21 protein-coding genes and 2 tRNA genes are annotated in these 23,891 nt (G+C 68.6%); 11 read left to right on the forward strand and 12 right to left on the reverse strand.

Annotation, left to right across the window (positions count from 1 at the left end):
- Positions 1-401: 401 nt before the first annotated feature.
- Positions 402-668 (reverse strand): BrnA antitoxin family protein, encoded by a 267-nt coding sequence (locus WG898_RS23510; protein ID WP_339605215.1) that lies wholly within the window; start codon positions 666-668, stop codon positions 402-404.
- Positions 669-684: 16 nt separating this feature from the next.
- Positions 685-954 (reverse strand): BrnT family toxin, encoded by a 270-nt coding sequence (locus tag WG898_RS23515; RefSeq protein WP_339605216.1) that lies wholly within the window; start codon positions 952-954, stop codon positions 685-687.
- A gap of 550 nt (positions 955-1,504) precedes the next feature.
- Between WG898_RS23515 and WG898_RS23520 the strand changes: the two genes are divergently transcribed.
- A complete protein-coding gene (locus WG898_RS23520) occupies positions 1,505-1,897 on the forward strand; it encodes a YbaN family protein (RefSeq protein WP_339605217.1) in 393 nt (130 codons plus the stop codon).
- A gap of 11 nt (positions 1,898-1,908) precedes the next feature.
- Here the strand turns inward: WG898_RS23520 and dinB are convergent, their stop codons facing one another.
- The 6 genes from dinB to argH all read right to left on the reverse strand — a co-directional run bounded on the left by dinB (position 1,909) and on the right by argH (position 7,851).
- Entirely contained in the window at positions 1,909-3,150 is a 1,242-nt protein-coding gene (gene dinB / locus WG898_RS23525; protein ID WP_339605218.1) for a DNA polymerase IV, read from the reverse strand.
- 54 nt (positions 3,151-3,204) lie between these two features.
- Positions 3,205-3,612: a bacteriohemerythrin gene (locus WG898_RS23530; protein WP_339605219.1), complete on the reverse strand. Its 408-nt coding sequence runs from the start codon at positions 3,610-3,612 to the stop codon at positions 3,205-3,207.
- Between the two features lie 4 nt (positions 3,613-3,616).
- Complete coding sequence (locus WG898_RS23535) at positions 3,617-5,188, reverse strand: methyl-accepting chemotaxis protein (RefSeq protein WP_339605220.1); 1,572 nt, start codon at positions 5,186-5,188, stop codon at positions 3,617-3,619.
- A gap of 148 nt (positions 5,189-5,336) precedes the next feature.
- A complete protein-coding gene (locus WG898_RS23540) occupies positions 5,337-5,816 on the reverse strand; it encodes a hemerythrin domain-containing protein (RefSeq protein ID WP_339605221.1) in 480 nt (159 codons plus the stop codon).
- Between the two features lie 59 nt (positions 5,817-5,875).
- Positions 5,876-6,358 carry a hemerythrin domain-containing protein gene (locus WG898_RS23545; protein ID WP_339605222.1) on the reverse strand — a complete coding sequence of 161 codons (483 nt, stop codon included), beginning with the start codon at positions 6,356-6,358 and terminating at the stop codon, positions 5,876-5,878.
- Positions 6,359-6,429: 71 nt separating this feature from the next.
- On the reverse strand, positions 6,430-7,851 hold the full coding sequence (gene argH, locus WG898_RS23550) for an argininosuccinate lyase (RefSeq protein ID WP_339605223.1): 1,422 nt from the start codon (positions 7,849-7,851) through the stop codon (positions 6,430-6,432).
- A 100-nt stretch (positions 7,852-7,951) separates the two neighbouring features.
- Between argH and WG898_RS23555 the strand changes: the two genes are divergently transcribed.
- The 4 genes from WG898_RS23555 to WG898_RS23570 are packed head-to-tail and all read left to right on the forward strand — an operon-like array spanning position 7,952 to position 12,954.
- On the forward strand, positions 7,952-9,037 hold the full coding sequence (locus WG898_RS23555) for a sensor histidine kinase (RefSeq protein WP_339605224.1): 1,086 nt from the start codon (positions 7,952-7,954) through the stop codon (positions 9,035-9,037).
- Positions 9,038-9,043: 6 nt separating this feature from the next.
- Complete coding sequence (locus WG898_RS23560; RefSeq protein ID WP_339605225.1) at positions 9,044-9,868, forward strand: LytR/AlgR family response regulator transcription factor; 825 nt, start codon at positions 9,044-9,046, stop codon at positions 9,866-9,868.
- A gap of 51 nt (positions 9,869-9,919) precedes the next feature.
- On the forward strand, positions 9,920-11,653 hold the full coding sequence (locus tag WG898_RS23565; RefSeq protein ID WP_339605226.1) for an ABC transporter permease: 1,734 nt from the start codon (positions 9,920-9,922) through the stop codon (positions 11,651-11,653).
- A gap of 8 nt (positions 11,654-11,661) precedes the next feature.
- Entirely contained in the window at positions 11,662-12,954 is a 1,293-nt protein-coding gene (locus WG898_RS23570) for an ABC transporter ATP-binding protein (protein WP_339605227.1), read from the forward strand.
- Between the two features lie 6 nt (positions 12,955-12,960).
- Here WG898_RS23570 and WG898_RS23575 read toward each other — a convergent pair whose 3' ends face one another.
- The 3 genes from WG898_RS23575 to ppc all read right to left on the reverse strand — a co-directional run bounded on the left by WG898_RS23575 (position 12,961) and on the right by ppc (position 18,114).
- Positions 12,961-13,572 carry a sensor histidine kinase gene (locus WG898_RS23575; RefSeq protein ID WP_339605228.1) on the reverse strand — a complete coding sequence of 204 codons (612 nt, stop codon included), beginning with the start codon at positions 13,570-13,572 and terminating at the stop codon, positions 12,961-12,963.
- A complete protein-coding gene (locus WG898_RS23580) occupies positions 13,569-15,191 on the reverse strand; it encodes a tetratricopeptide repeat protein (RefSeq protein WP_339605229.1) in 1,623 nt (540 codons plus the stop codon). Before WG898_RS23580 ends, WG898_RS23575 begins: the two co-directional genes overlap by 4 nt.
- Positions 15,192-15,261: 70 nt before the next feature.
- Positions 15,262-18,114 carry a phosphoenolpyruvate carboxylase gene (gene ppc, locus WG898_RS23585; protein ID WP_444718993.1) on the reverse strand — a complete coding sequence of 951 codons (2,853 nt, stop codon included), beginning with the start codon at positions 18,112-18,114 and terminating at the stop codon, positions 15,262-15,264.
- Between the two features lie 122 nt (positions 18,115-18,236).
- Between ppc and hemC the strand changes: the two genes are divergently transcribed.
- The 6 genes from hemC to WG898_RS23615 all read left to right on the forward strand — a co-directional run bounded on the left by hemC (position 18,237) and on the right by WG898_RS23615 (position 22,678).
- Entirely contained in the window at positions 18,237-19,166 is a 930-nt protein-coding gene (hemC, locus tag WG898_RS23590; RefSeq protein WP_339605230.1) for a hydroxymethylbilane synthase, read from the forward strand.
- 18 nt (positions 19,167-19,184) lie between these two features.
- Positions 19,185-19,949, forward strand: a complete 765-nt coding sequence (locus tag WG898_RS23595; RefSeq protein ID WP_339605231.1) for a uroporphyrinogen-III synthase — start codon at positions 19,185-19,187, stop codon at positions 19,947-19,949.
- Between the two features lie 26 nt (positions 19,950-19,975).
- Positions 19,976-21,088 (forward strand): uroporphyrinogen-III C-methyltransferase, encoded by a 1,113-nt coding sequence (locus tag WG898_RS23600; protein WP_339605232.1) that lies wholly within the window; start codon positions 19,976-19,978, stop codon positions 21,086-21,088.
- 17 nt (positions 21,089-21,105) lie between these two features.
- Complete coding sequence (locus WG898_RS23605; protein ID WP_339605233.1) at positions 21,106-22,353, forward strand: heme biosynthesis HemY N-terminal domain-containing protein; 1,248 nt, start codon at positions 21,106-21,108, stop codon at positions 22,351-22,353.
- A gap of 45 nt (positions 22,354-22,398) precedes the next feature.
- Positions 22,399-22,475, forward strand: a tRNA-Arg gene (locus WG898_RS23610).
- Positions 22,476-22,601: 126 nt separating this feature from the next.
- Positions 22,602-22,678, forward strand: a tRNA-Arg gene (locus WG898_RS23615).
- Between the two features lie 63 nt (positions 22,679-22,741).
- Here WG898_RS23615 and WG898_RS23620 read toward each other — a convergent pair.
- Positions 22,742-23,866 carry a CaiB/BaiF CoA transferase family protein gene (locus tag WG898_RS23620; protein ID WP_339605234.1) on the reverse strand — a complete coding sequence of 375 codons (1,125 nt, stop codon included), beginning with the start codon at positions 23,864-23,866 and terminating at the stop codon, positions 22,742-22,744.
- Positions 23,867-23,891: the final 25 nt, after the last annotated feature.

Raw genomic sequence — 23,891 nt, forward strand, 5'->3', positions numbered from 1 at the left:
AGAGGTGAGCGGACGCCGAAGGCGGTCCGCTCGACTGCCAGGTTATGCACAGCCCAGCTGCTGGCACTGACGTGGAAGTGGTCACCAGCATACCGAAGTGTGCGCCGCGAGGCGCAAACCGATGGCGTCAGGCTCGTCCGAGAGAGCATTGTTTCGCCGCGAACCAAGACCGACAGCGCAACCAGCCGTCCGAATCCCGCCGGATCAGCGGCCGCCGCAGCGGACCCAGGTCGGGCACGGCGGATCATGGCGAGCGAGCTGCTTGGCCTGGCGCTCAGCTGATGGCGCACGCCGGAACCACAAGCGGCCTCGGCAGTTTGGCTAGCCTGGTGCATAACGTTCGAGTTGAGCCGCAGACCGAGGCTTGCCGAGGGCTGTCGGGTCGAACGACTGGTTCGGCCTCACGCTCTGCGCGAATGACGGGCGACATACTGTTGCAACACGCCATCCATCCGCGACTGCCAGCCCTCACCTGTGGATTTGAAGTACGCCACCACCTCAGGGCTGTAGCGGACAGACACAAGCAACTTCTTGTTTTCAGACTTGGGTCGACCGCGCACCGCCTTGAGCGGAACCATGGCCTGCAATTGCTTGGGCGTCAGTGGCTGCGCATCAGGATCGGCCTTGGCCGCTGTCGTGATGGCTTTGTCTTCGGCCACGGTCGGCATGACAACCGCTGGCCGCTTAGTAACTTTGGACATAGTGCTTCACCTCACGTCGATTGGCCTTGCGCAAGCTGATGATCCGACGGACGTCATCACGATCCACAAACGCCACGTAGTACAGAATCCCGGTATCCGGCGCGAGCGCGATCATCCGCAACTCGCCGTACTCGTACCGATCATCAACCCAGACCAGAGCCTCATCCCAGTCGAGCGCTGATGCCAGCGCAAGTGATAGGCCGTGCTTCTCTTGATTGGACGCATCTTTGGCTGGGTCGAACTCAATCCGCATACTTAATTGTAGCTACATCAATTAAGCATCGCAACCGACCGGCACGGTTGTGTTTTGTGGGGCCGAACGTTGATGTATGGCGCATGAAGTGACGCATAGCACCGCCAGCTGTCGCCATATGTCCGGTCGTGGGTTCGGCCGCTGGGCCGCTTGAAATCTTGGCTTGCCTTGCATGTGCTGTGTGTGCGTACAGTGCTAAATAGCTGCGAAAAACCTCACCCAATTCTGAACTGGCTGGACCCCGGGGCGGCTCGGTAGCAACCCCGTGATGGCGGCCGCTGCCATTGGAGGCGGTCATGCTCGATTTGTCCATCGTTCCGACGGGGGAGGCTGTGTCGGCGGCGGCGGCGGCGTCGGCGTCGGTAAGTAAGTGAACCTGAATGAACCTGGGGTCACTGGGAGGTCTTTCATCTGAACCCCACCCACCCAGGTCAGCCGCATTCTCACCATGCATTGCCCGTTCCGCATCGAATCGCTCGGTGTTGTCTGACACGTCGACGCAGTGTCCTGCCTCCAAGTTGGGCACTGCCGCCCATGCGATGATTTGCCCATGCGCGAAACCACCTTGTTATTGCCGCGCCGGCCGGTCTGGCAGCGCCTGCTGTGGGTGCTGGCCGGCGTCGCCAGCCTGGCGCTGGGTATCGTCGGTATCTTCGTGCCGCTGCTGCCCACCACACCCTTCGTGCTGCTGGCGGCCTTCTGCTTTGCGCGCGGCAGCACGCGCTGCGAGGCCTGGCTGCTGAACCATGCGCGCTTCGGGCCTATGGTGCGCAACTGGCGCGACCACCATGCGATCCCGCTGCGCGCCAAACAGCTGGCCTGGAGCATGATGACGCTGGGCTCGCTATGGGCCGGCTACCGGCTGCCGCTGGCCTGGTGCTGGCTGCCGGCCGCCTGCTGCGCCTGCGTGGCCTTCTGGATGTGGCGCCTGCCAACGCGCTGAGCGCTTGAGCATCAGAACAAGGGCAGGTTCTCGGCCCTGGCCGGCGCGGCGGGCTTGGCGGCACGCCGCGGCACTGCGGCATCGCCCGGCCGCGACAGGCTGCCGATGCGCACGCCCAGGAGGCGCAGGCGCTGGCTCAGGTCCACGCGCTTGAGGCAGGCGCCGGCGGCGCGCCGGATCTCGCTGGCGTCCTGGGTGGGCAGCTCCAGCGTGAGGTCGCGCGTGACGGTGCGAAAGCCCTCGAAGCGCAGCTTGATGCCCACCGTGCGGCCCAGATAGCCCTTGCGCTCAAGGTCGGCGGCGAGCCGCTCGCACAGGCGCGTGAAGATCGCGCCCAGCTCGGCGCGGTCGTGCCTGGCATGCAGGTCGCGCTCGAAGGTGGTCTCGCGGCTGATCGAGACCGGCTCGCTATGAGTTACTACCGGTCGCTCGTCGTGGCCATGCGCGGCCTCGTGCAGCCAGGCCGCGTAGCTCGCGCCGAAATGCTGGCGCAGCAGCGCCGGATCGGCGGCCGCCAGCTCGCCCACGGTTTCGATGCCGAGCTCCAGCAGCTTGGCGCCGGCCTTGGGGCCGATGCCGTTGATCTTGCGCACGCCCAGCGGCCAGATGCGCGTGGGGATCTCCTCGGCCATCAGGATGGTGATGCCGTCGGGCTTGTCGAGCTCGGAGGCGATCTTGGAGAGCAGCTTGTTGGGCGTGATGCCGATCGAGCATGTGAGGCCGGTGGCGCGCAGCACCGAGTTCTTGATCTCGCGTGCCACCGCGCGCACCCCGCCCAGCGGATCGTGGCCCACCGGTTCGCGGATGCCCGGCACCTCGGAGAGGTCGATGTAGATCTCGTCGATGCCGCGGTCCTCGATCACCGGCGCCAGTTCGGCCACGGCGGCCTTGAAGAGCCGCGAGTAACGCCGGTAGGCGTCGAAATCGGTGGGCAGCAGGATCGCGTCGGGCGCACGCAGCGCCGCCTTCATCAGGCCCATGGCCGAGAACACGCCCAGATCGCGCGCCGCGTAGGAGGAGGTGGTGACGACGCCGCGGCCCGTGTAGTCGCGCAGCCGCGCGTATTGGCGCGTGCCGTCGGGCAGGGTCTTGGGCTCGTGCGCGCGCCGCCCGCCCACCACCACCGCCAGGCCCTTCAGATCGGGATAGCGCAGCAGCTCGACGGAGGCATAGAAGGCGTCCATGTCGAGGTGCGCGATCAGGCGCTTGGGCAGGGGCCCGCTGGCGGTGGAGGGGGGAGGCGATGCGGCCATGCCGCATTGTGGCGCGCGCTGCTGACAGGCAATGGCAGCAGCGCGGCCAACCGCTCAGGCGCGCTGACGGCCGCGCATGAAGCGCAGCAACTCCTTGTCGCCGCGGCGGATGTGCAGCGACAGCCAGTCGCGCAGCAGTGCCGAGAGCTGCGCCGCCACGCTGATGCTGCCGGCTTCGAAGCGCGCGCGCAGGGTCTGCAGATCGGCCACGAACTGTTGGTGCGTGAGCCGGTGGCGCTCGAGTTCGGGGAACTGCAGCTCGGCCATGCGCTGCTCTTCGCGCCGCAGGTGCTCGGCGGTGTAGTCCAGCAGTTCCTTGAGGATGGCCTCCACCACCTCCATGCCGCGGCCCTCGGTGGTGGCGCTGTGCAACTGGTTCACCAGTTCGACCAGATGGCGGTGATCCGCGTCGATCGCTCCGCCGTCGATCACCATGTCATCGGCCCATTCGAAGTAGGCCATGGCGTCAACCCTGGCTCGGCGTTGCAGTGTCCAACCTGAACACGCTTACCGCGCGCACCAGGCCCTGGGCCTGGCTGGACAGCGACTGCGCCGCAGCGGCGGCCTCCTCGACCAGGGCGGCATTCTGCTGCGTCACCTGGTCCATCTGCCCCACCGCCTGATTGACCTGTTCGATGCCGGTGGTCTGCTCCTTGCTGGCGGTGGTGATCTCGCCCATCAGATCGGCCACGCGCCGCACATGCACGACGATCTCGTCCATGGTGCTGCCGGCCTGCTCCACCAGTTTGCAGCCTTCGCGCACATTGCCCACCGAGCCGGTGATGAGCTTCTTGATCTCGCGCGCGGCCTCGGCACTGCGGCCCGCCAGGCTGCGCACCTCGCCGGCCACCACGGCAAAGCCGCGCCCCTGCTCGCCCGCGCGCGCCGCTTCGACCGCGGCGTTGAGGGCCAGGATATTGGTCTGGAAGGCGATGCCGTCGATCACGCCGATGATGTCGGCGATTCTGTTGGACGAGGTGTTGATGGCTTCCATGGTCTGCACCACCTGTGCCACCACGGCGCCGCCCTTGAGCGCCACGCCCGAGGCGGTCTCGGCCAGTTGGTTGGCATGGCGGCCGCCGTCGTAGTTGTGCTTGACGGTGGCCGACAACTGCTCCATCGAGGCCGCGGTCTGCTGCAGGGCACTGGCCTGCTGCTCTGTGCGCGAGGACAAATCGAGATTGCCCGCCGCGATCTGGTCGGTGGCAACAGCCATCGAGTCGGCACCCTGGCGCACCTGGCTGACGATGTTCACCAGGCTGGCATTCATCTCGTGCAGGGCCTGCAGCAGCTGCCCGCACTCGTCGGCGCTGCGTACCTCGATGCGGCAACTGAGGTCGCCCGCCGCCACCGTGCGTGCGACGCGCAAGGCCTCCTGCAGGGGCCGGGTGATGGAGCGCGTGATCCACCAGGCGAAGCCCAGCCCCAGGGCCAGGCCCAGCGCACCGACCCCCAGCAGCAGCATGCGGCCCTGGCCGAGACCGGCACGCAATTCGGCGCTGCTGGCCACCACCATCTTCTTCTGCAGCGCGGTCAAGCCGTTGATCGGCTCCTGCATGGCGTCCAGCAGCGCCAGGGTTTCGCCGTTGAGCAACTGCGTGGCCTCGTCCTTGCGACCCGCGTCAACCAGCGCCGCCACCTTGCTGAAGGAGGCCACGTATTTGCTGCGTGTCTCCTTCAGCTGGAGCAGCATGGCCTTGCCCTCGGGCAGGCGCACCAAGGCCTCCAGGGTCTGCAAGGCCTCGTTGATGATCTGCCTGTTGGCCTCGATGCGCTGCTTGGCGCGGGCCGCCTGAGCCGGCTCGGCACTGACGATCAGCTCCAGGGTATTGCGCGCATTGGCGCGCGTGCTGGCGTTCACCACATTGGCCGCATCGGCCTTGACCCATTCCTGTTCGATGATGCGGCTGTTGATCAGGTCGGCATGGCCAAACTGCTGCCAGGCGATCAAGATGACGACCGTCATCATCAGCAACAACACTCCGAATCCCAGGCCCAGGCGCACGCCTATGCCGAGGTCAGCGATCCTCTTGCTCATATCTTGTCCTTCCCTGTGTTCCTGCCGCGGCGTCGGATCGGCGCGAAGACGGCGGACCAGGGGATTGGACTTGGGGGTTTACCCTTGGGTCAAGCGATCGGGTTGCCCTATGTCAAAAGACGCGGACATAGGGGGGCAGCAATTGCGCTCAGCCGCAGCTGCTGCTGCCGCAGGAACTGATGGCGGTGGGCTCGCCGCCCAGGGGCTGGGCCAGCGTGCCGGTGGCGCTGTCGTAGCCCACCTGGCTCATGTGGAACACCAGCGAGGCGTCCATCATCTCGGCATGGGCCGGGAACCATTGCGCCAGCTCGCCCACGATGATGCGCATGGGTTCCATGTCCTTGAGATCGACCGCATAGCGCCGCACCTCGCGCAGGGTGTCCAGCACCATGGCGTGCTGCTTGCTGTGGCAGTTCTCGGGCGCGAAGCCGGTGGCGGCCATCCAGCGCTCTTCCATCGCGAAATGCTCTTCGGTATGGGCGAGCAGGCGCTGGAAGGCGGGCAGGGGGTCGGCGCCGCTTGGCAGCACCGCGTCCAGTTCATTGAGGAGTCCGACGAACTCCTGGTGGGTCTGGTCGATCTGCGGGTGCGCGAGCGCGAGGTCGTCGCGCCAGGTCAGGGTACTCATGAGGGGCTGCGGAAGTGGGGCCGGCACGATGGCCGCGGCAAGGGCGCTATTGTCGCAGCTCAGCCGCAGGCGCCGGAGCCGCAACTGGTGAGCGCCTGTGCCGGCAGGGCCTGGCTGCACTGGCCTGTGGCGGGGTCGAAGCCGACCTGGCGCAGGTGGTAGACCAGGGCCGCATCCATCATGTCCACATGGGCGGGCAGCCAAGCGGCCAACTCGGCGATCAGGCTACGCAGCGGGGTCAACTCCGCTTTTTGCGCGACATGCTCGCGCACCTCACCCAGCACCCGCAGCACCATGGCGTGCTGCGTGCTGTGGCAGTTGTCGCGCGCAAAGCCGCTGGCCGCCATCCATTGCTCTTCAAGTTCGAAGTGGGTGCTGGTGGCGGCGATGATCGCATCGAACAGCGTCAGGGCCTGTGCCACTGGCGCGCCAGCCTCGATCTGCGCGTTCAACTGGGCCAGGCCCTCCAACAGGGCGCGATGGTCGCCGTCGAGTTTCTCGTCGCCAAGCGCGAGCTGTTCATGCCAAGTCAGTGTGCTCATGGTGAGCGAGCGTAGCGCGCGCGGGCCGGCCGAGCTTTGAGATGACGCAAGCGCTGGCGCCGCTCGGACACTTAGCCCATCAGTCGGGCGCGATGCCTGGCCACCTGGGCGCGCACCTGGGCCGGCGCGGTGCCGCCCAGGATGTTGCGGGCGTTCAGCGAGCCGCGCAGCGAGAGCAGCTCGAACACATCGGCTTCGATGCGGGCGTCGAACTTCTGCAGTTCGGCCAGCGGCAGCTGCGACAGGTCCACGCCCATGCCAATCGCCGTCTTGACCGCATGCGCCACGATCTCATGCGCATCGCGGAAGGCCAGGCCCTTCTTCACCAGGTAGTCGGCCAGATCGGTGGCGGTGGCATAACCCTTCAAGGCCGCGCGCTCCATCGCCTCGGGCTTGACGCTCAGGCCGCCCATCATCTCGGCAAAGATGCGCAGCGTGTCCTTGAGCGTGTCGACGGTGTCGAACAGCGGCTCCTTGTCTTCCTGGTTGTCCTTGTTGTAGGCCAGCGGCTGGCCCTTCATCAGCGTGATCAGGCCCATCAGATGGCCGACCACGCGGCCGGTCTTGCCGCGCGCCAGCTCGGGCACATCGGGGTTCTTCTTCTGCGGCATGATGGACGAGCCGGTGCAGAAGCGGTCCGCCAGGTCGATGAAGCCGAAGCTCTGGCTCATCCACAGGATCAGCTCTTCGGACAAGCGCGAGATGTGCACCATCACCAGCGTGGCGGCGCTGCTGAACTCGATCGCGAAGTCGCGGTCGCTCACCGCGTCCAGGCTGTTCTGGCACACGCAGGCCACGCCTTCGTCATCCACCATGCCCAGGGTCCGCGCCACGCGCTCGCGGTCCAGCGGGTAGCTGGTGCCGGCCAGCGCGGCGGCGCCCAGCGGCAGGCGATTGACGCGGCGGCGCGCGTCGGCCAGGCGCTCGGCGTCGCGGGCGAACATTTCCACATAGGCCAGCAGATGATGGCCAAAGGCGACCGGCTGCGCCACCTGCAAATGCGTGAAGCCAGGCAGGATGACCTCGGCATGCTTCTCGGCCACCTCCACCATGGCCAGCTGCAGCGCTTGCAGCAGCGCGCCGATGGCGTCGATCTCATCGCGCAGCCATAGGCGCACATCGGTGGCCACCTGGTCGTTGCGGCTGCGGCCGGTGTGCAGGCGCTTGCCGGCGATGCCGATCAGGGTGGTCAGGCGCGCCTCGATGTTCAGGTGCACGTCCTCCAGGTCGAGCTTCCATTCGAACTCGCCGGCCTCGATCTCGCGCGTGATCTGCGCCATGCCGCGCTGGATGGCGGCATGGTCGTCTGCACTCAGAATGCCCTGGGCGGCCAGCATCTCGGCATGCGCCAGGCTGCCCTGGATGTCGGCCTTCCAGAGGCGCTGGTCGAAGAACACGCTGGCGGTGTAGCGCTTCACCAACTCGCTCATCGGTTCGGAAAAAAGCGCGGACCAGGCTTGGGACTTGTTGTCGAGTTGGTTGTCGGCGGACATGGCGGGAAGGTTGCAGGAAGGGTGGGAAGGGGGCAGGGCGCGCCGCTGAAGCAGAATGCAGGCATCGATTCTAAGGGCGGGGCTCCATGGGCCCCCTGGCATGGCAGGCAAGCACCACGACGACTGGCAGGACAGCCGCAACCTCACGAGCATGCTGGGTCTTGCACCCACGCCCGCCGAGGTGGAGGACCAGGTGGCGCCGCTGTTCGACGGCGAACGCGTCTTCGACGTCTGCCATGTGGGCCTGGTGCTGCGCGCAGTGCTGGGCGTGCAGGCCCTGCTGGCACTGGGCCTGGCGCTGGCGGCGCGCGATGCCGTGCAATGGCTGTGGTGGATGAGTAGCGGCACGGTGGTGACGCTCTCGGCCGTGCTGTTCTGGCTGCTGGTGGTGTGCGGCGCGCGCCGGCCGCTGGCGCGCCTGCGTGAGCCCTGGCAATGGGCCGTGCTGCTGGGCCTGGGCGCCTTCAGCGCCAGCCTGGGCTGGCAGCTGCTCAACCTGGCCAGCGACGAGGCGAGCGGCCGCTTCCGGCTGCTCAGCGTGGCGCTGGCCGGTGCCGCCATGGCCGCCATGCTGCTGTACTGGATGAAGCTGCGCGAGCGCTCGCAGCGGCCCGCCGATGCGCTGGCGCAGCTGGTGGAGCTGCAAGCGCGCATCCGCCCGCATTTCCTCTTCAACACCCTCAACACCGCGATGGCCCTGGTGCGCGTGGATCCGAACCGCGCCGAGGCGGTGCTGGAGGACCTGAGCGAGCTGTTCCGCGTGGCCCTGGCCGAGGCCAGCACGGTGGTCAGCCTGAACGAGGAGGTCGAGCTGGCGCGGCGCTATCTGGACATCGAGCAGATCCGCTTTGGTGAGCGCCTGCGCATCCGTTGGCAGCTCGACGCCGCCGCCGGCAATGCGCGCGTGCCGCCCTTGCTGCTGCAGCCCCTGGTCGAAAACGCGGTGCGCCATGGCGTCGAGCCCAATGACGCCGGCGGCACGCTGGAGGTGCGCAGCAAGAGCCGCGGCGCCGAGGTCGAGATCCTGGTCAGCAACAGCGTCGCTGCCGCCTCGACGGTGCCTGGCCATGGCCTGGCGCTGCGCAATGTGCGCGACCGCCTGCGTCTGATGCATGATGTGGCCGCGCGCTTCGAGGTCCGCCAGGAGCCCGGCCGCTTCACCGTCCGAATCGTTCTGCCCCGCTGAACCATCATGCATCTGCAGCCCGCCCTCAAGGTCCTGATCGTCGACGACGAGCCGCTCGCGCGCATGCGCCTGCGCGGCCTGGTGGAGAGCTGCGCCGAGCCCCATGCCGAGGTGGTGGCCGAGGCTGGCACCGCCTCGCAGGCCCAGCAATGGTTGCGCGAGCATGGCTGCGATCTGATCCTGCTGGACGTGCAGATGCCCGGCCCGGACGGCCTGCAGCTGGCCGACGTGCTGCGCACGCGCGAGCCACGTCCGGCGGTGGTGTTCGTCACCGCCCATGCCGAGCATGCCCTGCGCGCCTTCGAACTGGAGGCGATCGACTACCTCACCAAGCCGGTGCGGCGCGAGCGCCTGCAGGCGGCGTTGGCGCGCGTGGCACAGCGCATCGCCGAGCGCGCCGCCGCCAGGTCTCAACAGGGCGCCGCCGACGCCGCCGCCGAAGGTCCGGTGATCAATATCAGCGACCGCGGCCGTCTGATCCGCGTGCCGCTGGCCGAGGTGCTGTACTTCAAGGCCGAGCTCAAGTACCTGACCCTGCGCACCGCCAGCCAGAGCTATGTGATGGACGGCAGCCTCAGCGAACTCGAGCAGCGCCTGGGTGAGCGCTTTCTGCGCGTGCACCGCAATGCCCTGGTGGCCAAGGCCGCGGTGCGCGAGCTGGAACGCCATGCGGCCACTGAAGGCAGCTGTGCCGAAGCCGGCGAGGCGGGCGAAGGCAGCGAAGGTGCCGAGGGCTGGGCGGTGCGCGTTGCCACGGTGAATGAATGGCTCGCCGTCTCGCGCCGCCAGGTGGCGGCGGTGCGCGAGGCGTTGGCGGCCGCATCGGGCTGAAGGGCGCCAAGTCAGCTTCCGCTCAGCTCAAGTCGCCTAGCATGGCGCACCATGCAGGAGCAGCGCCAAGAATTCTTTCCCCGCCAGGTGGTCGAGCCAGCGCTCAACCGCTGGGACTGGGCCTTGCTGCCTCTGGTGCTGGCCGGCTTCAGCCTGCTGGCGCTGGCCGCCACGCAAATGGCCAGGCCCTTCCATGTGGGCGAGGTCCTGCCCATCAGCCTGGACCCGCTGGCGCTGCCCTATTACCTGCTGCGCACCACGCTGCGCATGTTCCTGGCGCTGGCGGCCTCGGTGCTGTTCGCCTGCGTGTTTGCGGCGCTCGCCGCCAAGGTGCGTGCGGCCGAGAAGCTGTTGGTGCCGCTGCTGGACATCCTGCAGTCCATCCCCATCCTGGGCTTTCTGTCGATCACCGTGACTGGCTTCATCGCGCTCTTCCCGGGCAGCCTGCTGGGAGTGGAATGCGCGGCCATCTTCGCCATCTTCACCTCGCAGGCCTGGAATATGGCGTTCAGCCTCTACCAGTCGCTGCGCACCGTGCCGGCCGAACTGCAGGAGGCTGCGCGCATCTTCAGGCTCTCGGCCTGGCAGCGCTTCTGGCGCCTGGAGCTGCCGTTCGCGATGCCGGGACTGCTGTGGAACATGATGATGAGCATGTCGGGTGGCTGGTTCTTCGTGGTCGCCTCGGAGGCGATCTCGGTGGCCAACCAGGACATCAAGCTGCCGGGCGTGGGCTCCTATATCGCGATGGCGATCGCCGCCAAGGACCTGAGCGCGATCGGCTGGGCCATCCTGGGCATGTTGATCGGCATCCTGCTCTACGACCAGCTGTTCTTCCGCCCGCTGCTGGCCTGGGCCGACAAGTTCCGCTTCGAGGAGTCGGGCAGCGAGACCGCGCCGAGCTCCTGGCTGCTGACCTGGCTGCGCCGCACCCAGCTGCTGCGGCGCCTGGGCGACTGGCCGGGGCGTTGGCTCACCGCCAGCTTCGCGCTGACGCGGCTGCGCTTTGACGGCACCTCGATCCGCGCCCGACCCCGGCCCGCCAACCCGCTGTGGGGGCGGGCCTGGGACGCGGTGCTTGCGGCGCTGGTGTTGTTCGCGCTCTGGCGCCTGCTGGGCTTCATCCACACAGAGGTCGGCTGGGCCGAGGCCGGGCATGTCTTCAAACTGGGCTTTTACACGCTCGCACGCGTGCTGCTGCTGATCGCGCTGGCCTCGCTGATCTGGGTGCCCATCGGCGTGTGGATCGGGCTCAACCCGCGCATCGCCGGGCGCGTGCAGGCGCTGGCGCAGTTCTGCGCCGCCTTCCCGTCCAACCTGGTGTTTCCGGTCGCGGTGCTGCTGATCCTGCGCTGGCACCTCGACCCCGACATCTGGCTCTCGCCGCTGATCATCCTGGGCACGCAGTGGTACCTGCTCTTCAACGTGGTGGCGGGCGCCTCCACGATTCCGTCGGAGCTGCGCTACGCGGCCCACAACCTCGGCCTGAAGGGCTGGCTGCTGTGGCGGCGCTACCTGCTGCCGGCGATCTTCCCGAGCTTCGTGACCGGCGCCATCACCGCCAGCGGCGGCTCCTGGAACGCCAGCATCGTGGCCGAATACGTGAGCTGGGGCGACACCAGCCTGCAGGCCCAGGGCCTGGGCAGCTATATCCAGCAAATGACGGCGGCGGGCGACTTTCCGCGCATCGCGCTGGGCATCGGCGTGATGTGCGTGTTCGTGATGGCGCTCAACCACTGGGTGTGGCGGCGCCTGTACCGGCTCGCCGAGCAAAGAATGCACTTCTGAACCCAGCCATGACGAATCTGATCGAACTGAAGAACGTGGCCAAGAGCTTCAAGTCCTCGGACGGCAGCTCGCGCTCGGTGCTGGAACGGGTGGACTTCGAACTCGCCAAGGGCGAGATCGTGGCGCTGCTGGGCCAGTCGGGCTCGGGCAAATCCACCTTGCTGCGCATCATGGCGGGGCTGATTCCGGTGGATGGTGGCACGGTCAGCTACCGCGGCCAGCCGCTGTTCGGGCCGGCCGAGGGCATCGCCATGGTGTTCCAGTCCTTTGCGCTGTTCCCTTGGCTGACGGTGCAGCAGAACGTTGAGCTGGGTCTGGAGGCGCGCGGCGTGGCGCCGGACGAGCGCGCCAAGCGTGCCGAGGCGGCGATCGAGCTGATCGGCCTGGCCGGTTTCGAAGGCGCGCTGCCGCGTGAACTCTCCGGCGGCATGCGCCAGCGCGTGGGCCTGGCGCGCGCCCTCGTCACCGAGCCTGCGGTGCTCCTGATGGACGAGGCCTTCTCGGCGCTGGACGTGCTCACCGGCGAGCGCCTGCGCAACGAGATCCTGGAGCTCTGGGACGGCGGCAGCATGCCGACGCAAGCCATGCTGGTGGTTTCTCACAATATCGAGGAAGCGGTGTTGATGGCCGACCGGGTGCTGATCTTCTCCAGCAACCCCGGCCGGGTGCGCGCCGAGCTGCCGATCAGCCTGCCGCGCCCGCGCCACCCCGACAGCCCCGAGGTGCGCCTCTTGATCGACGAGGTGTACAGCCTGATGACGGTGGGCGTCGTGCCTGCCGGCCAGGCCGAGGCGCCCAAGCCGCATCTGTCGGACCGCCTGCCCGAGGCCGACGTGGGCCGCATGGAAAGCCTGCTGGAGCTGCTGGTGGACGAGCGCTTCAAGGGGCGCGCCGACCTGCCCCAGCTGGCCGAGGAAAGCGAGCTCACCGACGAGGACCTGCTGCCACTGGCCGATGCCCTGCAGCGCCTGGGCCTGGCCCAGCTCGAGCATGGCGACATCCTCATCACGCCGCTGGGCCAGAAATATGTGGAGGGCGAGCACGAGTTCCGCCGCGAGATCTTCGGCCAGCAGCTGCTCGCCCATGTGCCGATCGCCGCCTTGATCCGCCACAGCCTGGAGCAGGAGCCGCATGGCGAGCTGCGCGAGGAGCCCTTCCTCAAGCTGTTGCAGGAGAGCATGGATGCCTTTGATGCCGAGCGCGTGCTCCAGGTGGCCATCGAATGGGCGCGTTATGGCGAGGTGTTCGAGTACAACTACCACACCGGCATGATCCACCTGCCGGAGTCCGGCGAGGCGTGACCGGGTTCAGGGCAGCAGGATCTCGAAGCGCGTGCCGCCGCCTGGGCGGTCCAGCAGGCTGACGCTGCCGCTGCGCGGCCCGAGCCGGTGGGCGCGTGCCACCGCCGCGCACAGCTCCTGGCCCAGGCCGGTGGATGACTGCGCCGAGGGGTCGGCGCTGCCCAGGCCGGGGCCGTCGTCGTCCACCGAGAACAGCAGCTGCCCCTCGCGCAGGCCGGCGTCCAGCACCACCTCGCTGCGCGCGAAGCGCCAGGCGTTCTGCAGCGCCGCCTCCAGCGCCAGCCGCACCAGCCTTGCGTCGAAATACCAGAAGGCCGGCGCGCCGCTGCAGGGGCCCAGGCGCAGCGGTGCATGGTCGGGACGCGAGTCCACATGCAGCAGGCCTTGCAGAAAGGCCTGCGGCGACTCGTCCGAGGCCTGCGCGAGCAGGCGGCTGCCGTCGGCGCCGTAGAGCGTGAGGTAGGCGATCAGGCGCTGGCGCAGCTGCGCGCAATGCTGGTGGGCGCGGTGCGCCAAGTCGGTTTCGGGCCGCCGTTCCAGCTGCGCCAGCTCGGCCTCCAGCACCCCCAGCTGGTTCTTCAGGTCGTGGATCAGCAGGGCCAGCAGCTCGCGGTTCATGCCAGGGCGCTGAGGGTGTCGCGCAGGTATTTGCGCATCTGGGCGACGCGGTCGTGGCCCGGCAAGAGGCGCTCCAGCCGGCTCAGATAGCCGCGCACCTGCTCGACGCGCTGGGCATCCAGCCGCTTGCGCAGGCGCAGCACCATACAGTTCATCTGCGCGCATTCCAGCAGCACCGTGGTGTTCTCGGGGAAGTCATGCAGCTCGGCTTCGATGGCGGCCAGGGCTTCGTCCAGCTGGCCGGCGCGCAGCGCCAGCTTGGCCTGGTGCAGCCGCGTCTTCAGGCCGCCGCTGGTGGCGGTGACGATGTTGGCGATCTGGTCCGCATGGCCGGTGTCGCGCAAGGCCTTGCTGACCAACTGCTGCATGCGCGCGTTCTCATGGTCGGCGCTCACCACCTTGCCCAGCAGGGCCAGCCCGCGCTCGGCCTGGCCGGTGGACAGCGCCGCGCGCGCCACCGCGATGGTGGCGAAATCGGCCCTGGCCTGCGGCGTCTCGGCCAAGGCCTGCTCGGCCAGCTCGCGCGCCTTCCCGGCCTCGCCCAGCAGGGCATGGGCTTGCGCGCGCAGCGCCAGCATGGCTGAAGCCTGTTCGGCGCTGCGCTGCGGCTTGGGCGAGGGCTCGACCAGCACCGCCAGTGCCTCCTTGGCCTCGCCCAGGTCGATATGGGCCTGGGCCAGCACCAGCGCGTCCATGGGCTGGGCGCTCAGCGAGCCCTGGCTGGACTTGAGGGCGCGCGCCAGGCTCTGCTTGGCCAGCTCGGTATCGCCGTTGCGGTAGGCGCTCTCGGCCAGCGTGCGCAGGCGCTTGGCCGAGGGCACGATCTCGGCCGCCTGCTTGAGCACCGCCAGCGCCTCGGCCTGGCGATCCAGGGCCTCCAGGGCCTGCGCCAGCAGCTCGTGCGCGGCCAGGTTCTTGGCGCCCTCGGCGCTGCCTATGAGTTCGCGCATCAGCTGCACGGCCTCATCAAGGCGGCCGGCGGCCCTGAGCGCGCGCGCCTGGCCCAGCTGGGCCCAGATCAGCTGTGGGCGCAGCTCCAGCGCCTGCTGGTAGACGGCGCGCGCCTCGTCCAGCGCGCCCAGCTCCAGCAAGACCTGACCCTTGAGCTGCAGGGCCTGCATGGTCCAGCGGTCCTTCTTGGCCAGCAGCGCGTCGCAGGCCTTCAGCGCTGCGGCCAAATCCTTGCGGCCGAGCTGTTTGTTGATCTCCAGCAGAGCCTGGCGCTTCTCCAGCTGGGCCTTGAGGCGGTCCTCGATGTCACCCGCGGTGATGGGCTTGAGCAGATAGGCGTCGGGCAGGTGCTCGCTGGCCGCGGCCACCGAGAGGTAGCTGTTCTCGGCCGTGATCATGAAGAACAGGCAGTCCGGCGCGAGCAGCTGGTGCTCGCGCAGGTATTCCAGCAGCTGCTGGCCGTCGGTCCTGTGGTTGAGGTTGTAGTCGCACAGGATCAGGCCGAAGGGCTTGGCGCGCACGTGGCGCAGCGCGTCTTCGGCCGAGCTGGCGCCCTCGATGCTGTGGATGCCCAGCATGCCCAGCTGGCCGCGCAGCGTGGTCTGCTGCGTGGCCATATCGTCGACCACGAGGGCCTCGATCCGGGAATAGGGGGTGTCGGCGCGCATGCTCGTCCTGTGCCTGCCAGCAAGCGGCGGGAGTGCGCCGAGCTTACAGGACGAGCGGGGCGCCGGGCAATCAGCCGGTGTTGCGCAGCCCGGCGGCGATGCCGTTGATCGACAGGTGGATGCCGCGCTGCACGCGTTCCATGCTGGGATCGTCGGCGCGCAGCTCGGGTGCCACTGCGCGGTAGCGCCGCATCAGCTCGACCTGCAGGTGGTTGAGCGGGTCGATATAGGGAAAACGGTGCTCGATCGAGCGCGCCAACCCCGGGTTGGCGGCCAGGCGCTTGTGCTCGCCGGTGATCAGCGCCAGCGCCTCCTGGGTGCGCTCGAACTCGGCCTTCACCGCCGCGAAGATCTTCTTGCCCAGGCGCTTGTTCTCCACCAGCTCGACATAGCGCGCGGCGATGTCGATATCGGTCTTGGCCAGCACCATGTCCAGGTTGGACAGCAGGGTGCGGAAGAAGGGCCATTGCTTGACCATGCGCTTCAAGAGGGTCAGGTTTTGCGCGCGCTGCGCCGGATCCTTGCCCAGGAAGGCCTCCACCCCCGAGCCAAAACCGCACCAGCCCGGCAGGGCGATGCGCGACTGGCCCCAGCTGAAGCCCCAGGGGATGGCGCGCAGGTCCTCGATGGCGCGGGTGGCCTTGCGCGAGGCCGGGCGCGAGCCGATGTTCAGCTCCGCGATCTCCCGGATCGGCGTGGACGCGAAGAAGTATTCGGCGAAGCCGGGCGTGTCGTAGACCAGGCCGCGGTAGGCCTTGAAGCTGGCGTCCGACAAGGCTTGCGCCGCCTCCAGAAAACTCCTGGGCGCGCTCTTGGTGGGGTGCAGCAGGGTGGCTTCCAGCGTGGCCGCCACCAGGGTTTCGAGATTGCGCCGGCCGATCTCGGGATTGGCGTATTTGGAGGCGATCACCTCGCCCTGTTCGGTGAGGCGGATCTGGCCGTTCACCGTGCCGGGGGGCTGGGCCAGGATGGCCTGGTAGCTGGGGCCGCCGCCACGCCCCACCGTGCCGCCGCGGCCATGGAAGAGGCGCAGTGTGACGGGCTGGTGCCGGGCCTTGAGTTGCTCGAACAGCTCGACCAGCGCGATCTCGGCGCGGTAGAGCTCCCAGGAGCTGGTGAACACGCCGCCGTCCTTGTTGGAGTCGGAATAGCCCAGCATGATGTCCTGCTCGCCGCCCGAGCGCTGCACCAGCGCGGCAATGCCGGGCAGGGCGTAGAACTCGCCCATGATGCCGGGCGCCTCGCGCAGGTCGCCGATGGTCTCGAACAGCGGCACGACGATCAGGTCGCTGATGGCAGCGGTCTGCGCCTCGCCATCGAGCGTGCCGCGCAGCAGCCCGACCTCCTTGAGCAGCAGCATCACCTCGAGCAGATCGCTCACCGACTCGGTATGGCTGATGATGTAGTGGCGCAGGGCCTCGCGGCCGAAGCGCTGCAGCACCTCGCGCGCGGCCTCGAAGATGGCCAGCTCGCCCTGGGCCCGCTCGCTGTAGACCGCGCCGATCACGCGCAGCGGGCGGGCGTCCTGCAGCAGGCTCAGCAGCAGGGCGCGGCGCTCGGCCTCGCCGAGCGCGCTGTAGTCGGGCTGGATGCGCGCGACCTGCAGCAGCTCGGCCACCACGGCCTCGTGCTGGTCGGAGCTCTGGCGCAGGTCCAGCGTGGCGAGATGGAAGCCGAACACCTGGATGGCGCGCATCAGCGGCTTCAGGCGCGGCGCGATCAAGGCCTCGGCATGGTGGCTGCGCAGCGAGCTTTCGATGATGCGCAGATCGGCCAGCAGCTCATCCGGGCTCAGGTAGGGATCTTGCGGGGCCACGGCATGGCGCAGCGCCTCGGTGCCGGTGAGCTCGTGCAGGGTGGCGGCCAGGCGCGCATACATGCCGGTGAGCGCCCGGCGGTAGGGCTCGTCCATGCGGTGCTCGTTGCGATCCGGGCTGCGCTCGGCGAGCAATTGCAGCTCCGGGCTGATGCTGGCCAGGCGGGCCGAGATCGAGAGTTCGGCGCCCAGCTCGTGCAGCTCGGTGAGGTAGTGGCGCAGCGCCACCTCGCCCTGGCGCTTCATCGCATGGCGCAGTGTGGCGGCACTGACATTGGGATTGCCGTCTCGGTCGCCGCCGATCCAGTGGCCCATGCGCAGAAAGCTCTTGAACTCGTGGCCGGGCAGGGCCTCTTCCAGCTCGGCGTAGAGCTTGGGGATCTGGCGCAAAAAGGTGGCGTGGTAATAGGAGAGCGCGTTCTCGATCTCGTCGGCCACCGTCAGCTTGGAGTAGCGCAGCATGCGCGTCTGCCACAGCTGGGTGATGCGGGCACGCATCAGGGTCTCGTTGTCGCGCAGCTCGCGCTCGGTGTGCAGGCTGTCGCGCTGGCCCACCAGCTCGGCAATCGCGCGCTCGGCGTCCAGGATGCTCTTGCGCTGCACCTCGGTGGGGTGGGCGGTCAGCACCGGCGAGATGAAGCCATGCTGCAGCGTCTTGGCAACCTCGCCGGGGCGCACGCCGGCCTCGTGCAGGCGCTCCAGCGCATAGGCCAGCGAGCCGGGCTGCAGGCTGCCGGCGCGCTCGTGGATCTCGCGGCGGCGCACATGGTGGCGGTCCTCGGCGATATTGGCCAGGTGCGAGAAATAGCTGAAGGCGCGGATCACGCTCACCGTCTGCTCGCCCGACAGGCTCTTCAGCAGCTTGTCGAAGCTCTTGCCGGCCTGCGCATCGCGCTTCAGGCGAAAGGCCACCGAGAGCTTGCGGATGCGCTCCACCAGCTCGTAGGCATCGCGGCCCTCCTGCTCGCGTATCACCTCGCCGAGGATGCGGCCCAGCAGGCGGATGTCGTGCATCAGCGGCGCATTCTTGTCCTTGGCTTCGGCCTTGCTGGAGTTGGCGGCCGTCTTGACGGCGCGGGGCGCGGGAGGGGCTGGTCGGGCTGGCATGGTCTGGATTTGGGGGAGCGTTGGGGGTGGGGCGCGTGTAACCAAGTTACCAGTTTTCGACTTTAACAGTTTCTTTGCGCAAGCCGGAATGGGCTCGCGCCGCGCTGAGCTAGCATGACGGCATGACGCAACAACTCTTGATCGCGACGCGCGAAAGCCGCCTCGCGCTGTGGCAGGCCGAGCATGTGCAGGCCCTCTTGGCCGAACGCCTGAAACTCGATGTGGGCCTGCTGGGCATGACCACGCGCGGCGACCAGATCCTCGACCGCTCGCTCTCCAAGGTGGGGGGCAAGGGCCTGTTCGTGAAGGAGCTGGAGACGGCGCTGGAAGAGGGGCGCGCCCATCTGGCCGTGCATTCGCTCAAGGATGTGCCCATGGACCTGCCCGAGGGCTTTGCCCTGGTGAGCATCCTGGAGCGCGAGGATGCGCGCGACGCCTTTGTCTCGAACCGCTACGCCAGCCTGGCCGAGCTGCCGCAGGGCGCGGTGGTGGGTACCTCCAGCCTGCGCCGCGTGGTGCAGCTGAAGAATCTGCGCCCCGACCTGCGCATCGAGCCGCTGCGCGGCAATCTGGACACGCGCCTGCGCAAGCTCGACGAAGGCGGCTACGACGCCATCGTGCTGGCCGCCGCCGGGCTCAAGCGCCTGGGCCTGGCCGGGCGCATCCGCAGCCTGTTCGCGGTGGACGAGATGATTCCCTGCGCCGGCCAGGGCGCCCTGGGCCTGGAGGTGCGCGCCGATGCCACCGAACTGAGCCAGCAACTCGCCAGCCTGATGCACGAAGCCACCTGGCTGGCCACGCAGGCGGAACGCGCGGTGTCGCGCGCCCTGGGCGGCAGCTGCAGCATGCCGCTGGCCGCGCATGCGGTGTGGGAGGGCGGCGAGCTGCAGCTCACCGCCGCGCTGGGACATCCCGAGCACCATGAGAAACCGCTGCTGAAGACGCTGGGCCGCGGCCAGCCACGCAACGAGGCCGAGGCGCGCGCGCTGGGCGAGCAGGTGGCGCAGGCGCTGCGCGAGCAGGGCGCCAGCGCCTACCTGGCGTCCGCCTGAGTGACCGTGCAGCCGGGCATGAGCGAGCGCACGCTGCTGCTGACGCGGCCGCGTGCCCAGGCCGAGGACTGGGTGGCGCGCATGGCGGCGCAGGGCGTGCCGACGGCGGTGCTGCCGCTGATCGCGATCCAGCCCGGCAATGCGCCGGACGCCGCGGCCCAGGCCTGGCATGAGCTGCCGAAGGCGGCGCTGGCGATGTTCGTCAGCCCCAATGCGGTGGCCGCCTTCTTCGCTGCCCGGCCCACGGGAGCGTGCTGGCCGGACGCGACGCTGGCGGCCACGGTCGGCCCCGGCAGTGCCCAGGCCTTGCGCGCTGCGGGCGTGCCCGAGGAGTTGATCGTGCAGCCGCCGGCGCACGCGGCCAGCTTCGATTCCGAACATCTGTGGCCGCTGCTGCAAGGGCGCGACTGGGCCGGCCGGCTGGCGTTGATCCTGCGCGGCGACGGCGGGCGCGACTGGCTGGCCGAGCGCCTGCAGGAGCGCGGCGCCCAGGTGCGGCAGGTTTCCGTCTACCGGCGCACCTGCCCGCAGCTGGCGCCTGCCGAGCGGGCCCTGCTGGACGCCGCGCTGGCTGCGCCCGAGCGCCTGGTCTGGCTGTTCAGCAGTTCCGAGGCCATCGCCCATCTGCAGCAGTTGGCGGGCCCCGACGCGGTCTGGTCGCGCAGCCTGGCGATCGCCACCCATGAACGCATTGCCGAGCGCGCGCGAGCCCTCGGATGTGGGCATGTGGTTTTGGCGCGACCCGAGCCCGGCGCCATCGCCGCAGCGCTGCGAAGCCTCTAGGTGCGGACCCTACAATCTGCGCCAACGTGAGCGAGCTTCCCAACCCCCTTTCTCCAGACGCGGCGCCGCAGCCCATGGCAGCGGCCAGCGCGCGCCCTTCGATGCTGATGCCGGCGCTGGCCGCGGGCCTGGCGGTCTGCACCCTGGTGGCCCTGGTGCTGGCCTGGCAGAGCAACAGCCGGCTGCGCAATCTGGAGCAGGAGCTGGTGCGGCGCCAGGACAGCAGCCAGGCCGCGGCCCAGGAGGCCGCCAACCAGGCCAAGCAGTCGCAGGACCTGAGCCGCGACACCGCCGCCAAGGTGGCACTGCTGGACGCGCGCCTGGCCGAGGTCTCGCTGCAACGCGGCCAGCTGGAAGAGCTGATTCAGTCGATGTCGAGGTCGCGCGACGAGAACGTGGTGGGCGATATCGAAGCCTCGCTGCGGGTGGCGCTGCAGCAGACCAGCATCACCGGCAGTGCCGAGCCCCTGGTGGCCGCGCTCAAGCAGGCCGACGAGCGCCTGGTGCGCTACAAGCAGCCGCGCCTGGAGGGCGTGCGCCGCGCCGTGGTGCGCGACCTGGACCGCGTCAAGGCGATCAGCGTGGTCGACGTCTCCACCCTCAGCATCAAGCTCGACGAGGTGGTGCGCCTGGTCGACGAGCTGCCCCTGCTGTCCGCGGCCGACAAGGCCGGCGAGCCGGCGCGCCAGGCAAGACCTGACACCAAGCCAGCCCCAAAGCCCGCCAGCAAGGCGATCGAGCCCGGCGTGAGTGGCATGAGTGGCTGGTGGGAGCTGGTGCAGCAGCGCTGGGGCGACACCGCCGGGCTGGCCTGGCAGGAAGCCAAGTCGCTCCTGCGGGTGACGCGCATCAACCACCCCGAGGCCATGCTGATGGCGCCGGAGCAGGCCTATTTCCTGCGCGAGAACATCAAGCTGCGCCTGTTGAACGCCAGGCTGGCGCTGTTGAGCCGGCAGTTCGAAACCGCACAGAGCGATCTGCGCGACACCCTCGGCATGCTGGATCGCTACTTCGACGCGCGTTCGCGCAAGGTTACGGCGGCCAATGAGCTGCTGCGTCAGGTGGTGGGCCAGGCGCGCCAGGTGGCGGTGCCACGCCCCGATGACACGCTGGCGGCCCTGGCCGCCGCGGGCCGCTGATCCGGAGCACGATCCCCATGCGCACGGTGATCTGGTTGGTGCTGCTGTTCGCGGTGGCGGTGGTGGCGGCCCTGACCCTGGGCAGCAACGATGGTCTGGCCAGCTTCTACTGGAATGGCTGGCGCCTCGACGTCTCGCTGAATCTGTTCCTGCTCACCCTGGTAGGCAGCTGTTTTGCGCTGGTGACGGTCATAAAGGCCATGGATTCGCTCACCACCCTGCCGCGGCGTGCGCGCGAGTGGCGGCTGGCACAGCGCGAACGCAGCGCCCAGCTGGCGCTGCGCGACGCCCTGGGCGAGTACTTCGGCGCGCGTTACGGGCGCGCCCAGAAGGCCGCGCAGAAGGCGCTGAGCATACAGGCACAGACGCCCGACCTGGCCCAGGACACCGGCTTCCTGGCGCTGGGTCATTTGCTCGGCGCGCAGAGCTCGCACCGCATGCAGGACAAGCGCCGCCGCGACGAGCAGCTGCAGCTGGCGCTGGAGCTGGCGCAGCGTTCGCCCCAGGCCAAGGCGCAGGAAGAGGGCGCCCGCCTGCTCGCCGCCGAATGGGCGCTGGACGACCGCGACGCCGGCCGCGCCCTGGCTCTGCTGGCCGAGCTGAGCCCCGGTGTGGCGCGCCGCACCCAGGCTCTGCGCCTGAAGCTGCAGGCCGCACGCATGGCCAAGCAGCCGCTGGAGGCCTTGCGCACCGCGCGCCTGCTGGCCAAGCACCAGGGATTTTCCAAGCTGGCGGCACAGGGTCTGCTGCGCTCGCTGGCCTTCGAGGCGCTGGAATCGGCGCGCGACGTGGACCAGCTGCGCGGCATCTGGCAGCACCTCGACGCGGCCGATCGGCGCGATGTCTTCGTGGCCGCCCGCGCGGCGCAGTGTGCGGCCGCGCTGGGTGCGCCGGACGATGGGCGCGGCTGGTTGCGCCCGGCCTGGGAAGAAGTCGCCGAGCTGGGCACCGACGAGCGCGTGGCCCTGGCCGAGGCCCTGGTGGTCTGCATGGCCGGCATGGGCCCCGAATGGCTGCAGCGCCTGGAGCAGGCTGCGCAGCGTTTCCCGCGCGACAACTACATGGCCTATGCCTTGGGGCATGCGCTGGCGGAGCGTCAGCTCTGGGGCAAGGCCAGGTTGATGCTGGAGCAGGCGGGCGGCGACCGCGCACTCTCGGTGGCAGCACGCCGCCGCAGCTGGCTGACCCTGGCCGATCTGGCCGGTCGCGATGGCGACGCCGAGCGGCGCGCCCGCTGCCACGAGGCTGCGGCCACCTTGGCATGAAAGCTTGCTGAGCCCGAGAATTTCAGGCTATACTAGACAGCTTCAGCGGCTGTAGCTCAGTTGGATAGAGTACTTGGCTACGAACCAAGGGGTCGTGGGTTCGAATCCTGCCAGCCGCACCAGAATGCCAAGAGCCAGTGAGCTTTCACTGGCTTTGTTTTTCTGGTTCTCGAGAGAGATGTGAAAATTGAAAATCAAGCGCTTAGCTTGTGTATGCGATAAAAAGCATGCTATAGTCTAAGGCTTCGGCGGCTGTAGCTCAGTTGGATAGAGTACTTGGCTACGAACCAAGGGGTCGTGGGTTCGAATCCTGCCAGCCGCACCAGAATAAAAAGAAATGGCAAAGGGCCGGTGAGCAATCACCGGCCCTTTTGCTTTGTAGCGATATTTACACGCGGTCCATGGCGGCGATCTCGGCCTCGCCCAGGCCCAGCTCGGCCAGCACGCTGTGGGTATCCTGGCCAGGCTGCGGGGATGGGCGCGGCGCGGGGCCTGGTGTGCGCGCAAAGCGTGGCGCACTGGCCGGCTGGATCTTGCCGTCGACCTCCACGAAATTGCCACGCGCGCGCTGGTGCGGATGTTCTGCCGCTTCGGTCAGGCTCAGCACCGGCGCAAAGCAGACATCGCTGCCCTCCAGCAAGGCGGTCCACTCATCGCGCGTCTTTTGCTTGATGCGTGCGGCGACCTCGGCGCGCGCCGTCGGCCAGCGGCGGTGGTCGTATTGCAGCTGGGCGTCCAGATGCTCCAGATTCAGCTTCTGCAGCAGCAGCTGGTAGAACGGTGGCTCGATCGCGCCCAGCGTGATGTGCCGCCCATCGGCGCATTCAAAGCTGTCGTAGAAGGGCGAGCCATGCAGGAAGAAGTTCTGCGCCGGATCGTCGCCCCACAGGCCGATGCCGCGCAAGGAATGCACCAGGCTGCTGAGCGCGCCCACGCCGTCTATCATGGCGGCGTCCACCACCTGGCCGCGGCCAGAGCGTTGCGCCTCCAGCAGGGCGCAGACCACGCCAAAGGCCAGGAACATTGCACCGCCCGCCATATCGCCCAGCAGGGTGGCAGGCAGGGTGGGGGCCTGGCCGGCGCGCGAGGCTATCGACAGCACGCCGGTGAGCGCCACATAGTTGATGTCGTGGCCGGCGGCCTGGGCCAGCGGCCCGCTCTGGCCCCAGCCGGTGACGCGGCCATAGACCAGGCGCGGGTGCTGTGCCTCGAAGGCCTCGGGCCCCAGGCCCAGGCGTTCCATCACGCCCGGCCGGTAGCCTTCGATGAGGGCGTCGGCGCTCTCCACCAGGCGCTTGATGGCGGCGACCCCGGCGGTCGACTTCAGGTCCACGCAGATGGAGCGTTTGCCGCGGTTCATGGCCGCGCCGCCGCCCAGGGTGCGCAAGGCGGCGGGGCGCTCCACCACGATCACCTCGGCGCCCATATCGGCCAGCAGCATGCCGGCCATGGGCCCCGGCCCGATGCCGGCAAATTCGATCACGCGCAGTCCTGCCAAAGGGCCCTGGGTCATGCCTTGCTCCTGTCTGATGCGCTTG

Source organism: Paucibacter soli (assembly GCF_037482845.1).
Lineage (GTDB): Bacteria > Pseudomonadota > Gammaproteobacteria > Burkholderiales > Burkholderiaceae_C > Paucibacter_B > Paucibacter_B soli.

Bases quoted from the DNA above. Each gene is read 5' to 3' on its own strand.
- WG898_RS23530 (WP_339605219.1), bottom strand. From the start codon at position 3,612: ATGGCCTACTTCGAATGGGCCGATGACATGGTGATCGACGGCGGAGCG.
- WG898_RS23515 (WP_339605216.1), bottom strand. From the start codon at position 954: ATGCGGATTGAGTTCGACCCAGCCAAAGATGCGTCCAATCAAGAGAAG.
- WG898_RS23540 (WP_339605221.1), bottom strand. From the start codon at position 5,816: ATGAGTACCCTGACCTGGCGCGACGACCTCGCGCTCGCGCACCCGCAG.
- WG898_RS23565 (WP_339605226.1), top strand. From the start codon at position 9,920: ATGCAGGAGCAGCGCCAAGAATTCTTTCCCCGCCAGGTGGTCGAGCCA.
- WG898_RS23555 (WP_339605224.1), top strand. From the start codon at position 7,952: ATGGCAGGCAAGCACCACGACGACTGGCAGGACAGCCGCAACCTCACG.
- WG898_RS23545 (WP_339605222.1), bottom strand. From the start codon at position 6,358: ATGAGCACACTGACTTGGCATGAACAGCTCGCGCTTGGCGACGAGAAA.
- WG898_RS23520 (WP_339605217.1), top strand. From the start codon at position 1,505: ATGCGCGAAACCACCTTGTTATTGCCGCGCCGGCCGGTCTGGCAGCGC.
- WG898_RS23620 (WP_339605234.1), bottom strand. From the start codon at position 23,866: ATGACCCAGGGCCCTTTGGCAGGACTGCGCGTGATCGAATTTGCCGGC.
- WG898_RS23580 (WP_339605229.1), bottom strand. From the start codon at position 15,191: ATGCGCGCCGACACCCCCTATTCCCGGATCGAGGCCCTCGTGGTCGAC.
- WG898_RS23510 (WP_339605215.1), bottom strand. From the start codon at position 668: ATGCCGACCGTGGCCGAAGACAAAGCCATCACGACAGCGGCCAAGGCC.
- hemC (WP_339605230.1), top strand. From the start codon at position 18,237: ATGACGCAACAACTCTTGATCGCGACGCGCGAAAGCCGCCTCGCGCTG.
- dinB (WP_339605218.1), bottom strand. From the start codon at position 3,150: ATGGCCGCATCGCCTCCCCCCTCCACCGCCAGCGGGCCCCTGCCCAAG.
- ppc (WP_444718993.1), bottom strand. From the start codon at position 18,114: ATGCCAGCCCGACCAGCCCCTCCCGCGCCCCGCGCCGTCAAGACGGCC.
- WG898_RS23535 (WP_339605220.1), bottom strand. From the start codon at position 5,188: ATGAGCAAGAGGATCGCTGACCTCGGCATAGGCGTGCGCCTGGGCCTG.
- WG898_RS23595 (WP_339605231.1), top strand. From the start codon at position 19,185: ATGAGCGAGCGCACGCTGCTGCTGACGCGGCCGCGTGCCCAGGCCGAG.
- WG898_RS23560 (WP_339605225.1), top strand. From the start codon at position 9,044: ATGCATCTGCAGCCCGCCCTCAAGGTCCTGATCGTCGACGACGAGCCG.
- WG898_RS23570 (WP_339605227.1), top strand. From the start codon at position 11,662: ATGACGAATCTGATCGAACTGAAGAACGTGGCCAAGAGCTTCAAGTCC.
- WG898_RS23605 (WP_339605233.1), top strand. From the start codon at position 21,106: ATGCGCACGGTGATCTGGTTGGTGCTGCTGTTCGCGGTGGCGGTGGTG.
- argH (WP_339605223.1), bottom strand. From the start codon at position 7,851: ATGTCCGCCGACAACCAACTCGACAACAAGTCCCAAGCCTGGTCCGCG.
- WG898_RS23575 (WP_339605228.1), bottom strand. From the start codon at position 13,572: ATGAACCGCGAGCTGCTGGCCCTGCTGATCCACGACCTGAAGAACCAG.